This window comes from Vibrio sp. J1-1, assembly GCF_021728395.1.
Lineage (GTDB): Bacteria > Pseudomonadota > Gammaproteobacteria > Enterobacterales > Vibrionaceae > Vibrio.
This window is the reverse complement of record NZ_JAKKCM010000001.1, coordinates 364,110-379,936: the sequence shown is the minus strand read 5'-3', so window position 1 is coordinate 379,936 and position 15,827 is coordinate 364,110. Positions and strand designations below refer to the sequence as shown.

Annotated in this window: 8 protein-coding genes; 6 read left to right on the top strand and 2 right to left on the bottom strand. The window is 46.1% G+C overall.

The annotated features are described in order from the left end of the window. Positions 1-64: 64 nt before the first annotated feature. Positions 65-2,773 carry an HTH-type transcriptional regulator MalT gene (malT, locus tag L3V31_RS01710; protein WP_237314190.1) on the bottom strand — a complete coding sequence of 903 codons (2,709 nt, stop codon included), beginning with the start codon at positions 2,771-2,773 and terminating at the stop codon, positions 65-67. 571 nt (positions 2,774-3,344) lie between these two features. On the opposite strand from malT, the gene L3V31_RS01705 reads away from it, so the two are divergent. The 6 genes from L3V31_RS01705 to L3V31_RS01680 all read left to right on the top strand — a co-directional run bounded on the left by L3V31_RS01705 (position 3,345) and on the right by L3V31_RS01680 (position 14,203). After that, complete coding sequence (locus tag L3V31_RS01705; protein WP_237314188.1) at positions 3,345-5,798, top strand: glycogen/starch/alpha-glucan phosphorylase; 2,454 nt, start codon at positions 3,345-3,347, stop codon at positions 5,796-5,798. 115 nt (positions 5,799-5,913) lie between these two features. Continuing rightward, positions 5,914-8,094 (top strand): 4-alpha-glucanotransferase, encoded by a 2,181-nt coding sequence (malQ, locus tag L3V31_RS01700; protein ID WP_237314186.1) that lies wholly within the window; start codon positions 5,914-5,916, stop codon positions 8,092-8,094. 281 nt (positions 8,095-8,375) lie between these two features. After that, positions 8,376-10,580, top strand: a complete 2,205-nt coding sequence (gene glgB, locus L3V31_RS01695; RefSeq protein WP_237314184.1) for a 1,4-alpha-glucan branching protein GlgB — start codon at positions 8,376-8,378, stop codon at positions 10,578-10,580. A 146-nt stretch (positions 10,581-10,726) separates the two neighbouring features. Continuing rightward, on the top strand, positions 10,727-11,404 hold the full coding sequence (gene mtgA, locus L3V31_RS01690; protein WP_237314182.1) for a monofunctional biosynthetic peptidoglycan transglycosylase: 678 nt from the start codon (positions 10,727-10,729) through the stop codon (positions 11,402-11,404). A gap of 161 nt (positions 11,405-11,565) precedes the next feature. Further along, positions 11,566-13,629 (top strand): alpha-amylase, encoded by a 2,064-nt coding sequence (locus L3V31_RS01685; protein WP_237314180.1) that lies wholly within the window; start codon positions 11,566-11,568, stop codon positions 13,627-13,629. Positions 13,630-13,822: 193 nt separating this feature from the next. Continuing rightward, positions 13,823-14,203 carry a YkvA family protein gene (locus L3V31_RS01680; protein WP_237314178.1) on the top strand — a complete coding sequence of 127 codons (381 nt, stop codon included), beginning with the start codon at positions 13,823-13,825 and terminating at the stop codon, positions 14,201-14,203. Positions 14,204-14,310: 107 nt separating this feature from the next. Here the strand turns inward: L3V31_RS01680 and L3V31_RS01675 are convergent, their stop codons facing one another. After that, entirely contained in the window at positions 14,311-15,615 is a 1,305-nt protein-coding gene (locus L3V31_RS01675; protein ID WP_237314177.1) for a dicarboxylate/amino acid:cation symporter, read from the bottom strand. Positions 15,616-15,827: the final 212 nt, after the last annotated feature.

The window sequence follows — 15,827 nt, the reverse complement described above, 5'->3', positions numbered from 1 at the left end:
AATAAAAAGGGCTGACGCTTTTACGCCAACCCTTAATTTTAAGTTTTTGAGTGGATTAACTCTTCTAGTAACCCATCAATTGCAGTAGATTTTCTGCCGTGATAATCGCTTCCTTACGGTTCGCTATGTTCAGCTTCTGATACAGATTTCGAATATGGGTTTTAATGGTTGTCCCAGCGACATCGAGCTCCTGAGCAATTTGTTCATTACTAAATCCAGAGTAAATCAATCCAAGCACCTGCCACTCACGCTGAGTTAGCGGGCTAGTACGCACTAACTCTGGCACGTTCGGATGGTTCACCAAGTTCTCGATGAACTCTTCATCGAAGTGAATGGAGCGGCTGCGCTGATTTGATGAAATGTCTTTCATCAGTTGCTGTGCTCGGTGACGTTCTAAATCTCCCAATTCATGGCGCAGGCTGAGCTTCTCTAACAAACCACCAATGGTTGCGCCATCAATCAAGAAGTTTCCAACCATACCTGTCTGGTTGGTCATCACTAATGCTTCTTTAAGTAAGGTTTTCGCTTTATCTTCATCTTTCTGACGCGCTGCTAACACCGCTTCGACAATCAAGTTTCGGTTCGTGTCAGTGACTAAGTTACTGCGATACGCTTCGCTTTGTAGGAAATTCAACGCTTGGCGAGCTTCGTCATATTGGCCGAGATTAATATGCGCACGAGCAATATTACGCCATTGCAGTTGACAAAAGTGGTTACAGGCAGATTCTGGACGAACCGCACTATTGAGCCACTCTTGTATTGCGTCCGTATTGCCGCGAGCTTGCCAAAATAGGATGAGGGACAATGATGCATTCGCCGTCCAGTCTACGTGGTAGGTCGATTGTTTCATCAAGTGTTGAATATGCTCAATAAACTTACCTGCTTTGTCTAGCTCTCCACGACCAATGGCGATACGTGCAAGCATTGAGTAGCTATGTAAGTGCTTGCTTGGAGAATGATTTTCTAAGATCTGTAATCCCTTATAAGCACAGTCTTCGGCTTCATCTAGGCGATTCCAGCACCAAAGCACTTGTGCTCGAATACGCAGTAAAAATTCATGCAGTGGCACGTGTTGAAGCTGATGCTCTTCTATCAGACGGAAACCAGAATCTTGCAGTTCAAAGGCGGCTTGAACATAACCTTGAGCTATCAATATTTCACTTTGCTGTAAAATTGCCCATAACGCTTGGTGGTAAACCTGATACTGGCGAGCCAGTTTTTCTGTTTGCTGCATCATTGGCAAAGCACGATCGAGTATACCAAGCACGTGGTTGACTTCACCTACAACAGAGGTCGCCACGATTCGGCTGCGATAGATAGTGTGATCGAGTTCACTGAGTGCGAGTTCTGCTAACTCTAGTGCTTTTTCTGGTTGGTTACTGTTAATCGCGACCTGAGCAAGTAGCGCATTGGCCTGCCCTTGATAGTGGACATCCAGCTCAATATTGCGTTTTTGGTGCTCCGTTTCTGCTTCTTCAAGTAACTGACCAACCTGATTATAACGGTGCTGACTTTGAGCTAGCCATGCGCGTAACATGGTCAGTTTTGGATGACTAAACAGCAATTCTGAGTCAAGTTGATGAATGGCATTTTCCAAGGTGCTTAGTTCGCCTTGGTTAAACATTTTCCAGCCAAATTCGTTGAGAATTTTAACCACTAAATCTTTGTCGTCAGATTTCTGAGCGTGGTGAATCGCTTGGTGAGGCGATTTCTGTTGCAACCATGCTAACGCGGCATTGCGGTGTAGATCTTTTTCTTGCTGAGGAATGCGAGCCTGACGTTCATGAGACAAAAACTCCCCAAACAAGTTGTGGAATCGGAACCAGTTATGCCCCCCCTCCAGAGGGTAAATAAATAGGCCGTAGCGATTCAGAGATTCGATCATCCCGAGCGCATCTTCGCGCTGAGTTAAGGCGAATACCAACTCGTCGTTGAAATGATCCAGAACCGAAACCTGCATCAGGAATTGGCGAGTTTCATGATCGAGCAGATCAAATACTTCTTCTACCAAGTAATCCCATAAATGTGCATGATTGAACTGAGAAACAGACTCCACCGTTTGCGCCAAGGTACGGTTTTGATGCTGCGCCTGCAGAGCGATAAGTTGTAATGCAGAAGGCCAGCCTTCGACATATGTTCTGAGGCTATTGGCCATGTCTTCATCAATACCGTCAGCGATGCGCTGGTTAAAGAAGCGGGTCGTTTCTTCCGTATCGAAGGCTAACATGTCGTTGCCGATTTCGATCATTAAGTCACGCACTCGTAGGTTTGCAGTGCCTAAAGGCGGTGTAGCACGGCTTGTAACGACCACAGTAAGGTTATCCGGCATGTGCTTTAAAAAGAAACGCATCGACTCATGAATCTCATCATTGGTAATTACGTGATAGTCATCGAGTACCACATAACATTCCTGATGAAAGTCAGCCATTTCGGCAAACAGTTCACTGTAAAGTGAGCGTAAAGAGGAAATTTGTCGTTTTTCCGCCAGTTTTTGTGCATTAGAACAACTGAAGTTTGTTGCTTTGTTTAATGCCTGCAATAGGTAATTGACAAAACGGAAGCCGTCATTATCGCTGTCATCAATACTATACCAGCCAACATTAGGCTTATCCGACAGCCACTGGGCAGCCATTGTTGTTTTACCGTAACCGGCAGGTGAGCGAAACAAAACCAGTTTGTAATAAGGCGCTTGTTGCAGTAAGTCCAGCACTCGTGGGCGCACGATGGCGTTATGTAACCGGCCTGGGCGAGTGAGCTTAGATGGAATCCACATTATTCGTTATGTCCTTAATTAATGTAAGCTAGCTAAATCTGAAAACGGTTTTCGTCACCAAATCTTGGTTTGTTTAAAAAGTAAACAAAAAATACAAGTCGAGTGGGATGTTACGATATCGCTAATACACCTTACTTTGATCAACTTCCTAATTCTCACTAGATGATGGGAATAGCACCAACTACGCCCTTTATTTGTGAGTTTGGTCACTTATTTGTTCTGGTTTTTGGTAAGTACTAGTGTCTTTTGCACGGTAGTTCAATGATTTTTACTTTTGTGAACAAGGATAATGTGATCGCTAAGACAAAATTCACATCATAGATTGTCAGTGCCTTAAAAAACATTATGGGTGAATTTTAGCCATTTCTCATGTTCGCCTGTGATCGGAATCACTAAGAAGCGGAGCGGATTAAGCTTTGTTGCGATTTAGATCACTAACTGCTAGGTGGTACCCCCCTCTACGCCCTCATTCCTCCTCCTTCAAAGGAGGAGAATTAGGAGGATGTTTATTCACAGCGCTAAATGCACGATGTATGGCAGATGAATTACTAAAAGACGTGAGAATTTCGTAATGAAACCTACACAGCAAAAAAAATTTGACAAAAAATCGTTTCAAGACAGCGTTAAAAAACACTTGTCAGTGACTTACGCACATACTGTTGAAAACGCAGACAGCCGCGCATGGTACCTAGCAATGGGTCAAGCACTCGCTGAGTTCACTACTTTTGATTTACTTGCTACTGAAACTGATCCTCGCATCCAACAAGCGAAGAGCGTTAACTACCTTTCACTAGAATTTCTAATCGGCCGTTTAACGGGCAATAATTTAATCAGCATGGGTCTGTACGAGCAAGTAACAGAAGCAATGGCTGAACTTGGTCACAACTTAACTGACCTTCTGGAAGAAGAGCGCGACCCATCACTAGGTAACGGTGGTCTTGGTCGTCTAGCTGCATGTTTCATGGATTCATGTGCTGCTCAAGAATTCCCAACAGTTGGTTACGGCCTTCACTACGAATACGGTCTGTTTAAACAGTCGTTCAAAGATGGTCGCCAACAAGAAGCACCAGACGCATGGCGTGGTGTTGAAGGTTACCCATGGGAAGTTGCTCGCCCAGAGCTTGCACAAGAAATCGGATTCTACGGTCACGTTGAAGTGGTCAATGTGGATGGTAAAGAAGTTCGCAAATGGGTTCCTGGCATGTCTGTAAAAGCAATGCCTTGGGATCTGCCTATCGTAGGTTATGAATCAGATACGGTTTACCCGCTACGTCTTTGGGAATGTCAGGCGATTGCGCCATTCTCACTAGCGAGTTTTAACAACGGTGATTACTTCGAAGCTCAGCACGCGCTTATCGACGCTGGTAACATCACTAAAGTGCTTTACCCGAACGACAACCACGAGAAAGGTAAAACACTTCGTCTAATGCAACAGTACTTCCACTCTGCTGCGTCTGTACGCGATATCTTGCGTCGTCACGAAGCAGCAGGTTACTCGCTAGCGGATCTACCGAAGCAAGAGACGATTCAACTTAACGATACGCACCCAACGATTGCTATCCCTGAACTAATGCGCATCCTTGTAGACGAAAAAGGTCTAACTTGGGAAGCGGCTTGGGAAATCAGCTCGCATACCTTCGCGTATACAAACCACACGCTACTTCCAGAAGCACTAGAGACATGGCCAGAGTCGCTAATTCAGCACCTGCTACCACGCCACATGGAGATCATTTACGAAATCAACCATCGCTTCCTACAGGAAGTTCGTGCTAAATGGCCGGGTGACGTTGCGAAACAACAGAAACTGTCGATCATCGAAGACGGCTTCCACCGCATGGTTCGTATGGCTAACTTGAGCGTAATCGGTTCATACGCAGTTAACGGTGTAGCAGCACTTCACTCTGAATTGGTTAAGAAAGACCTGTTCCCAGAGTTCCACGAGCTGTACCCAACACGTCTACATAACGTGACGAACGGTATCACTCCGCGTCGTTGGTTGAAGTTCTGTAACCCAGGCCTGTCGACGTTAATTACTGAAAAGATTGGCAGCGAATGGCCAGCGAAGCTAGAGCTACTAGAAGGTATCGCTAAATACGCAACTGACGAGAAATTCCAAAAAGAATTCATGGCAGTGAAGAAAGAGAACAAAGCACGCCTAGCTAACTGGGTGAAAGATAACATGGGTATCGAGCTGGATACTAATGCGATCTTCGATGTTCAAATCAAGCGTCTGCACGAATACAAGCGCCAACACCTAGATCTTCTGCATGTATTGTCGCTTTACCATCGCATCCTTAACGAGCCTGGTTTTGAGTGTGTACCACGTGTTGTGTTCTTCGCAGCGAAAGCAGCACCGGGCTACCACCTAGCGAAAGAAATCATTTTCGCAATCAACAAGATTGCAGAGAAGATCAACAACGACCCTCGTATCGGTAACAAGCTTAAAGTAGTGTTCATCCCTGACTACCGTGTGAGCATGGCAGAAATCATCATTCCTGCGGCGGATGTATCACAACAAATCTCGCTAGCAGGTAAAGAAGCATCAGGTACTGGTAACATGAAGATGGCGCTAAACGGTGCCCTGACTATCGGTACAATGGATGGTGCGAACGTTGAGATTCGTGAAGAAGTGGGTGACGAGAACATCTACATCTTTGGTCTGGATGTTGAAGGGGTGAAAGCGCTGAAAGCTCAAGGCTACAACCCATTTGATTACTACAATGCGGACCATTTACTAAAAGCTTCAATGGATCTACTTCTTGGTGAAGAGTTCACACCAGGTCAACCGGGTCTATTGCGCGCAACGTACGACAGCTTACTTGATGGCGGCGATCCATACCTATGTCTTGCAGACTTCGCATCATATGTGAAAGCGCATGAAGATATGGGCGAGCAATACAAAGACCAAGCTGGTTGGGCTAAGAAAGCCATCCTTAATACAGCTCTTGTTGGTAAGTTCACGTCAGACCGCTCAATTCGAGACTATGTGAACAACATCTGGAAACTAGAAGCGGTTCACCGTTAATAAGATAAGTAAAGATCAAGGTAGCCCAGCGCTACCTTGGTCATTTGTAAATATAAGTTATTGATAAAAATAAAACCCTACATGGAAGGTGTTTGCATTACCTTCGGAGAAAGCGATGAAAGAACAAACAGCATTAAAGAAAGTCGCGGCAATGGCGAGATTGGCTGACAGTTACGTCAGTGCATGGGGAGATGAGGCTAAAGTGTCTGATGAGACTCTGCGCCGTTTGCTCGCTTCACTTGGCTACGATACTAGCAGCGATGAAAAACTATTAGCTTCTGCTGAGAAGAAGCATAAGAAAGACGTACTAGCCCCTGTTCTTGTTTTACGCGACGGTGAGCCTGTCGAAGTGGAACTAAACCTAGGTACGAGTGCTCGTGAGAGTGAATTCAGCTGGCGTTTAGAAACAGAACAAGGAGAGGTACTTGAAGGCTATCTTCAGTCTCAAATTGTTCGTGATGAACGTGCTGAGGGTGGCCCTCTAGTGTTTGCATTGCCAAAGAATTTGGCATGGGGTTACCACAAACTGATCATCAATCGTAAGCGTCGTAAAACGCCTTACGAAATGTCGCTGATCATCACTCCAAAAGCGTGCTACAAACAAGATGCGCTTGCTCAACACAAAAAGCTTTGGGGTCCAAGTATCCAGCTTTACACGTTGCGTACTCAGCACAACTGGGGTATCGGAGACTTCGGCGATCTCAAACAGTTGGTTAGTGACATCGCATCTCGTGGCGGTGACTTCATTGGCTTGAACCCAATTCACTCTCTGTTCCCAGCTAACCCGGAAGGTGCGAGCCCGTACAGCCCATCTTCACGCCGCTGGTTGAACATTATGTACATTGATGTGGTATCAGTACCTGAATTCGCCCTGAGTGCAGAAGCGCAGCAACAAGTTGGTAGTGCTGAATTCCAGCAACGCCTGCAAAAAGCGCGAGACTCTCACTGGGTAAATTACACAGAAGTATCTGCGCTTAAGATGAGTGTGTTGCCGCTTCTATTTAGCGAGTTTAAAGCTCGTCATTTAGATAAGAATACCGATCGTGCTCGCGCATTCTTAGAGTTCGTAGAGAAAGGTGGTGATAGCTTATTACACCAAGCTACATTTGATGCACTTCATGCTGATCTGCATGCAGAAGATGCAAATATGTGGGGCTGGCCTGTATTCCCTGAGAAGTACCGTACATTCGAGTCAGCGGGGACACAGAAATACATTAAAGATCAAAAAGACCGCGTCCACCTGTATATGTACTTACAGTGGATCGCCGATGATCAAATCAAAGAAGCACAAGCACTTGCAGAAGAAAAAGGCATGTCTGTGGGTCTGTACCGTGATCTTGCAGTCGGTGTGGCAGATTCTGGCAGCGAAACCTGGGCTGACGAAGGCAACTTAGTTCTGGACGCAAGTATTGGTGCGCCACCAGATGTACTAGGGCCTCTCGGTCAAAACTGGGGTTTACCTCCGTTGAATCCACAAGTACTTGAGGCTACTGGTTACGATGCCTACATCCAGCTACTGCGTGCCAACATGAAGCACTGTGGTTCACTACGTATTGACCATGTACTTGGTTTACTACGTCTGTGGTGGATTCCAAAAGGTGAAAAGGCGACGGAAGGGGCTTACCTGTACTACCCAGTCGAAGACATGCTAGCAATCTTAGCGCTTGAATCACATCGTCATCAATGTTCAGTTATTGGTGAAGACTTAGGTACAGTGCCAGATGAAATCGTGGATATTCTTCGCGATGCTGGTGTGCACTCATACAAGGTATTTTTCTTCGAAACATCAAAAGACGACGGCGGTTTCATTTCTCCGAAGCATTACGCTGAGCAATCTATGGCGGCACTATGTACGCACGATATGCCAACGTTACGCGGTTTTTGGCACTGTGATGACTTGAAGATGGGCCGTGAAATCGGTTTGTACCCAGATGAAGAGCAACTAGAAGAGCTGTTTGCTGATCGTTTGAAGTGTAAGCAAGGTATTCTGGATAGCGTTCGCTGGCATGGTTATATGCCAGAAGGCATTGGTCACGATGCGCAGTACGTTCCAATGGATTCGTACTTGAGCGAAGCGCTTCAAGTGCATGTTGCAGCGGGTGACTCAGCTCTACTTAGCGTTCAGTTAGAAGACTGGTTAGAGATGGATCAACCGGTCAATATCCCGGGTACTGTGGATGAATATCCAAACTGGCGTCGTAAACTGTCGATGAATCTTGACGAAATTTTCAGTCGTGAAGATGTGAATCGAGTTGCAAAACGTTTAACGGAAGTCCGTGCTCAGGCAAGTAAGTAAGGAGTGATAGAGTGAGTAGACAAGCGAGCGGATTATAAATTTGTTTGCTTTGAGGCAAGAAATTCCCATCTAGGTCACTCATTCTATAAAAACAATCCGTTAGGATGGAGTACTGTTATTATGCCCGCAATAATAGCGGGCATTTTCGTATTTTGATGCTGCTTACAAACATTGACGTTCAAAGCAGTGCATTTTAGTAAGTTTACAATGTTGGCTGTGCAAACCAATATTTACCTAAACTCGGTTTATTTAAGGTGGATATTGGTTTTAGGGAGAAAGGTTTGAAAAACACGAAAACAAATAAAATAAAGAGAACAAAGAAAAAGCATGAACGTGCCTATGAACTGCTAGCTCAGGCTTCTTACTCTGATCCATTTGCAACGCTTGGACCGTTTATTGATGATGGTGAAGGTTACCTAAGAGTCTGGATGCCAGGCGCAGATAAAGTTGAATTACTGATTGAAGGGGAGCCAAGAGTTGCCCTTGAACGAGAAAGTGAAAGCGGATTTATTCTCAAAGAAAAACGCGATTTACACCTCACACATTACCGCTTAGCAGTAGATTGGAATGGCGTTGAACAGATCATTGACGACCCATACCAATACCACAATATTTACCAAGAGTACGAACATCTACACACACCGAAAGACATGTACCACTACATGGGGGCGCACTTTGTCACGCTAGAACGTGGAGGTGAACATATCTCTGGCGTTCGTTTCCTCGTTTACGCACCACACGCTTCAGCCGTGAGTTTAATCGGTGGATTTAACCAGTGGGATGGCCGTCGTCAGCCAATGCAACGCCTCGATTACGGTATTTGGGGCTTGTTCGTTCCTGGCTTAGAAGAGGGCGTACAATACAAATACGAACTTAAAGGTCCGCACGGTGAAGGGCTACCGCATAAGCAAGACCCTTGGGGCTTTTATTCTGAGCAGTACCCGTCATTTGCCTCCATCACTTATGACCACAATCGCTACCAATGGCAGGATGCTCAATGGCAAAGCCGCCCTGTAACGGAAAAGCGTCATGAAGCGTTGTCTTTCTATGAGCTTCACGCTGGCTCTTGGAAACGTAATGAGCAGGGTGAGTTTCTTAACTACCGTGAACTGGCTGAACACTTAGTGCCATACTTAGTTGACATGGAGTATACCCACGTTGAGCTGATGCCAGTTTCTGAACATCCATTCTATGGTTCTTGGGGCTACCAGCCAGTGGGACTGTTTGCTCCAACCAGTCGCTATGGATCGCCAGATGACTTCAAATACTTTGTTGATGCCTGTCACCAAGCGGGTATTGGTGTGGTTCTCGATTGGGTACCTGCGCACTTCCCATCAGACGATCACGGTTTGGCGAACTTTGATGGTACACCTTTGTTCCACGATCCTGACCCGCGTCGTGGCTGGCACCAGGATTGGAACTCGTATATCTATGATGTCGGCCGTGAGCATGTCCGTCGCTTCTTAGTCGCGAATGCGTTGTACTGGTTCGAGCAATTCCGTATCGATGGTATTCGAGTCGATGCCGTTGCTTCCATGATCTATCTTGATTACTCACGAAGTCATGACCAGTGGATTCCGAATGTCGATGGCGGCAACGAAAACTATGACGCGATTGCGACACTAAAATGGATGAACGAGGAGGTGTATAAACACTTCCCGAATGCCATGACGATTGCCGAAGAGTCTACAGCATTCCCTGGTGTATCGGCACCAACATTCATGGGTGGCCTAGGCTTTGGATTTAAGTGGAATATGGGTTGGATGCACGATAGCCTCTCATATGTACAAGAAGATCCTGTTCACCGCAAATACCATCACAATACCATCACATTTCCGCTTATTTATGCACACAGCGAAAATTACGTGTTGTCTTTGTCGCATGATGAAGTGGTGTATGGTAAAGCTTCTATCCACAATAAGATGCCGGGTGACGAGTGGCAACAAACTGCAAACTTACGGGCCTACTATGGTTACATGTACGGTCAACCAGGTAAGAAGCTCAATTTTATGGGCGCAGAATTAGGTCAAACAGCAGAGTGGAACCATGATGATCAACTGCAATGGTTCTTGTTAGAGTTTGAACGTCACAAAGGGGTTCAAGATCTGACTCGTGACCTGAACCACCTTTACCGTACTGAGCCAGCTTTGCACGATCAGGATTGTGTTCCCGCTGGCTTCGAGTGGCGTCTTCAAGATGAAGCTGATGCGAGTATTTTAGCACATGAGCGTATTAGTCAGGACGGTGAGCGTATTTTGGTTATCACCAACTTCACGCCTGTACCGCACGAGAAGTTCCGCGTAGGCGTTCCGAATGAAGGGAAATACGAACTTCTGCTTAATACAGATGACAGCAAATACGACGGCAGTGGCTTCAAAGTTCTCAACAGTGTCGAGACTGAATCGATCGAAAGTGAGTCGCTTCCACAATCACTGGGGCTTCGTCTTCCACCTTTATCGACCTTGTTCTACAAGCTTGCTAAATAATAGTCTCTGAAAACATCAAGCCCGCTTTACAATGTAAATCGGGCTTTTTTTGACCTAATTTTAACCTCCGAAACTTGTTGTTCTTTGCAGAATACGGCAATCTTGATCGCTTGCTTTTAAAGCGGTGAGTTGTCGGGATACTGAGAATGCTCAAAAGGTTAAAGTCATTTCTAATTAAATTCGTGTTGGTACTGTTACTTGCCCCTGCTGTTCTCGTCGGAGCGGTAAAGTTTGTTGATCCTCCAATTTGGGGCTGGAAGCTCAGTCGTCTTGTCTCACCTCCAACAAGCTATCCTGAACACAGTCAGCATGAGTGGGTGCCTTTGTCACAAATCTCCAAGAATATACAGCTTGCTGTGATTGCAACAGAAGACCAGAAGTTCCCGACTCACTATGGGGTCGATTTTGAGTCTCTGTTCAACGTGATAGCAAATGCGGGCGAAAATGGCCCTTCTCGAGGTGCTAGCACGATTACGCAACAAACAGCCAAAAATGTCTTTCTGTTTCCTGCTCATTCTTATGTGCGCAAGGCTTATGAGCTTTACTTTGCTCTGCTTATGGAAGCCATGTGGAGCAAAGAACGCATTCTGGAGGTCTACCTAAATGTGGTTGAATTTGGCCCGGGCATATTTGGTGCGGAAGCCGCTGCTCAGACCTATTTTGGCGTAAGCTCGGAGAGACTGTCGAAGTGGCAGGCGGCACAATTAGCCGTAGTACTACCTAATCCTTATCGCATAAAAGTTTACCCGCAAAGTAACTATACTCAGCGCCGCACCAGATGGACGATGAATCAAATGCGGAACTTGGGCGGGGTTCAGTTGTAGAAAAATCGAACTACGCCTTGATAGAGCAAAAATGTGAGCTCATCCAAGCTTTAGGGCGTAGTCTATTAGAATGATGTGCTCAAATTTTCGTCCATTTACTATTAGTGTGAATAAAACTAATAAATTTGCGTGGGTTACATACGCAATCAATGGATGGAACGATGAAACTGAATCTGATCACGACGACATTGTTACTCGCCTCGGCAAGCGCTATTGCTGAACCCAATATCACCATATCTACCACAACGAACAGCCGCGACTTTCCACTAAGTACCGAACAGCCTTTAGTTGTGCCACTGACTAAAGATGGTTACACGTTAAAAATAACCGGTATTGAGGGAAGCTGTGCTGCTCCGGACGGACAGAACGTAAAATTCAATACGCCCATTTCGTTAAACTGTGGTGAACCGACAGAACTGCCGCTGAAAATACGTTTTAGCGGAGATTACTCATTTGCCTACGATGAGCAGGCAAAAACGCTTCTGTTCAAACGAGAACCCAAGAAAGCCGCAAAAACCGAGTTCAAACGCCCCATCCCAACAGTCCAATGTGAAGCATACCAAGGTGGCGAAGTTTCCATTGCGTTGGGGGATAGTTTCCCTGATGGCACCAAATTACGCGATGCGTATTCTGGACAGGTTGTCCATGTTAAAAATCAACAAGTCTCTCTGACGCCTGACAAAGCTTCTGGCGGTATCGTATTGCTCGAACCGCTTAAAACAACCAAACAAGCGGTACCGTTTGATTACCGCAATGCCAACATCTACTTTGTGATGGTCGATAGATTCAATAACGCCGATAGCAGCAATGACAATAGTTATGGTCGTAAAAAAGACGGTAAAGAAGAAATCGGTACCTTTCACGGTGGTGATCTCAAAGGGGTGATTGAGAAGTTGGATTACATCAAAAGCTTGGGGACAGATGCCATTTGGCTATCGCCGATTGTTGAGCAGGTACACGGTTTTGTTGGCGGTGGCGACAGTGGCTCGTTCCCTTTTTATGCCTATCACGGCTACTGGACGCGTGATTTTACTAAGATTGACGAAAACTTTGGCAGTGAAGATGACTTAAAGACGCTGGTGGAAGAAGCGCATAAACGTGGCCTTAAAGTGCTGCTGGATGCTGTCATCAACCACACCGGTTACTCTACACTAGCGGATTTACAGTTTGATGGCATCGAAGTTCTAAAGCCGGGTGCTGATTTACCTGAAAAGTGGGGAGACTGGCAACCGAAGAGTGGAGAGAACTGGCACAGCTACCACCAATTCGTGGATTACCAAAGCCCTAACTGGGTTAACTGGTGGGGCGGTGATTGGGTCCGAGCTGGTTTGCCGGGGTACTCTGAGCCGGGCAGCAGTGACATAACCATGTCGCTTGCTGGGCTGCCGGACTTTATCACGGAAGCAGAGCAAGGCGTCACACCACCACAATGGCTACTTGATAACCCGGGTACGCGTGTTAAGGCGCGTGACAATTACACCGTATCGGACTACTTAATTGAGTGGCAAACTGATTGGGTGAAACGCTTTGGGATTGATGGTTATCGTGTAGACACCGTAAAACATGTCGAAGGTGAAGTGTGGAAACGCCTGAAAAAAGAAGCATCTCAGAGCTTAGAGCAATGGCGTGAAGAGAACAGAAAATTGGGCCAACCATTTTGGATGATGGGCGAAGTATGGGGACATACCGCGTACCGCAGTCCTTATTTTGACGATGGTTTCGATGCGCTGATTAACTTTGATATGCAGAAGAAGCTGGATAAAGGCGCGGCCTGTTTTAGTCTAATGGCCGAAACCTACCAAAGCTATGCTGATACCATCGCCAACGAGAAAGACTTTAACCCGGTCAGCTATATGTCCTCCCACGACACCGAGTTGTTCTTCTCGCGCTTCAAAGACTACGCCATGCAGCGTAACGCAGCGAATGCGCTGTTGTTAAGTCCTGGTGCAGTACAGGTCTATTATGGTGATGAAGTTGGGCGTAACATTGGTCCGTATGCGGATGACTTCCATCAAGGTACTCGCTCTGACATGGTATGGGAGCTTACTGACGAGAAACAATCGTTACTTAAGCATTGGCAAACGCTTGGTCAGTTCCGTAAAGCACACCCTGCGATTGGCGCGGGTAAGCATCATGTCATCGCTCAGGATGGAGCGTACGTCTTTTCCCGTTCATTAGGCGATGACAAGGTAGTGGTTGCGTTTGTAGGCAGAGAGAAACCGTAAGCTATTGGCTATTAGTTAAAAAGCTAGTGCTGGGCTTTCAATCCAGATTAAAAAATCAGCCCCCAGACTTAGGTTTGGGGGCTTTTCTTTGTACTCATCTTACTTTTCATTTTAGTAAAGCCTGACCGTTAATGTTGTGTTCAGATTCGTCTCATTACTATTATTGCGATCGTCATAACTACTGGAGGCAATGATGACTACAGCTATGTCTTTAAAATCGGCGCCTAATGACGCCGTTGATGACACGCTAAAAGTGCCAGATGAAAAAACGTTTTGGCACAAGATGAAAAGATCGGTCAAGAAAGCGGGTGAAGAGCTTGCTGTTATGGGGATTAAATCCTGGCTCGCGATGACAGACGCCAATACCTCCGTGCGCCATAAAGCGATTCTTGGCGGAGCGCTAGCGTATTTCGTACTTCCAACTGATATGGTACCAGATGTGCTCGCTGGTGTCGGATTTACTGATGATATGGCAGCGCTAACATTGGCCGCGAACACGGTGGGTAACGCTATTACGCCAGAGCATGAAGAACAAGCCAGAGCGAAGCTGAATTCAATGGCTAACGACGAATAGACTTTAAGCTTGCTTAATAAACCTTTCTCAATAAAATTGCTCTCAATAAACAAAGCCCCGATGTTTCCATCGGGGCTTTGTTTTAGACAGGATAACCGTAGAACGGTTTAAGCGTCAGCGCGTTTAAGATGCACTTCTTCTTCGGCTGCGCCGGCCATTGGATCGTTGAAGCGAGCTTCATCCAATGCACCTTCTGATTTAGCAACAATAACCGTTACTGCGCTATCACCAGTAATGTTTACTGCGGTACGAATCATATCCAGCAGACGGTCAACACCCATAATCAGAGCGATACCTTCCAGAGGCAAGCCTACTTGGTTTAGTACCATCGCTAGCATAACAAGGCCAACACCAGGGACACCAGCAGTACCGATGGATGCCAGAGTCGCCGTCATGATAACCATCAGGTAGTCACCCATGGTTAAATCAATGTTGAATGCCTGTGCGATAAACGCTGTAGCAACACCTTGCATGATCGCCGTTCCATCCATATTCACGGTTGCACCAAGTGGTACAGTGAATGAAGACACACGGTTTTCAACACCCATGCGGTGTTTTGCTGTTTCCATAGTAACAGGAATGGTTGCGTTCGATGATGCAGTAGAGAACGCAAACATCACAGCATCTTCCATTTTCCGCAGGAAGGTAATTGGGCTAAGACCAGTAAACCCTTTCAACATTAGGCTGTACGTTACCAGACCGTGGAGCAGTAGTGTGCCAGCTAGAACGATAAAGTACTCGGCTAGGTTTAGGATCGCACCCAGACCAAGACCAGTAAACAGCTTCGCCATCAGGAAGAACACACCGAACGGTGCAAGGTTCATCAAAATAGCAACCAGCTTCATGATCACTTCATTCAAGTCTGAGAAGAATGCAGCGATACGCTCACCTGGCTTACCTGCCGCGCTGATCGCGATACCAAATAAAACGGCGAACACGATAACTTGAAGCGTTTTACCTTCAGCCATTGCACTGATCGGGTTAGTCGGGAACATACCGATGATCACCTGACCCAAAGACGGTGCTTCTGATGACTTGAATGAGCTTACCGCTGTAAGGTCAGCACCAGCACCTGGCTGAAACACTGTGCCCATCGTCAGAGCGAGTGTGATAGCGACCGCTGTTGTTGCAATGTATAAAGCTAGGGTTTTACCGCCCATGCGCCCTAAGGTTGATAGGTCTTTAAGAGAGCTAGTACCGCAAACCAGTGATACAAACACCAGAGGTACTACTAGCATCTTCAAGCTGGCGACGAAGATCTGTCCACCAACTTCAAATAGTCCATTAACAATGTATGCGTCGACAAATCCGTTGTCGGCAAAAAGTGTGCGAATTGCAAATCCTGTCAAGATACCCGCAACCATACCGAAAATAACACGGCTAGTAAGCGACATCGGTTTCTTGGTATTCATGAGAACACTCCTTATAGTTATGCACTCTGAGTTCACTTCAAAGTGGCGTGCAGGTTAGCAGCGGAGTGAAAAAACACGAAAGGAAAAACCGATTCTTGGTCGGTAGATGTGACCACGGTCACCATAAAAAATGTTACATTAACACTAAATTAACGTACGGGTTGGTGTCAAAGGCTGTTTTTTAACATTTTTATCGAGTATAAAACTAGTGC

What these genes read in the sequence shown, in the direction of transcription:
- L3V31_RS01685 (WP_237314180.1), top strand. Translation starts at nt 11,566, where the DNA reads ATGAAACTGAATCTGATCACGACGACATTGTTACTCGCCTCGGCAAGC.
- malQ (WP_237314186.1), top strand. Translation starts at nt 5,914, where the DNA reads ATGAAAGAACAAACAGCATTAAAGAAAGTCGCGGCAATGGCGAGATTG.
- malT (WP_237314190.1), bottom strand. Translation starts at nt 2,773, where the DNA reads ATGTGGATTCCATCTAAGCTCACTCGCCCAGGCCGGTTACATAACGCC.
- L3V31_RS01680 (WP_237314178.1), top strand. Translation starts at nt 13,823, where the DNA reads ATGACTACAGCTATGTCTTTAAAATCGGCGCCTAATGACGCCGTTGAT.
- L3V31_RS01675 (WP_237314177.1), bottom strand. Translation starts at nt 15,615, where the DNA reads ATGAATACCAAGAAACCGATGTCGCTTACTAGCCGTGTTATTTTCGGT.
- L3V31_RS01705 (WP_237314188.1), top strand. Translation starts at nt 3,345, where the DNA reads ATGAAACCTACACAGCAAAAAAAATTTGACAAAAAATCGTTTCAAGAC.
- mtgA (WP_237314182.1), top strand. Translation starts at nt 10,727, where the DNA reads ATGCTCAAAAGGTTAAAGTCATTTCTAATTAAATTCGTGTTGGTACTG.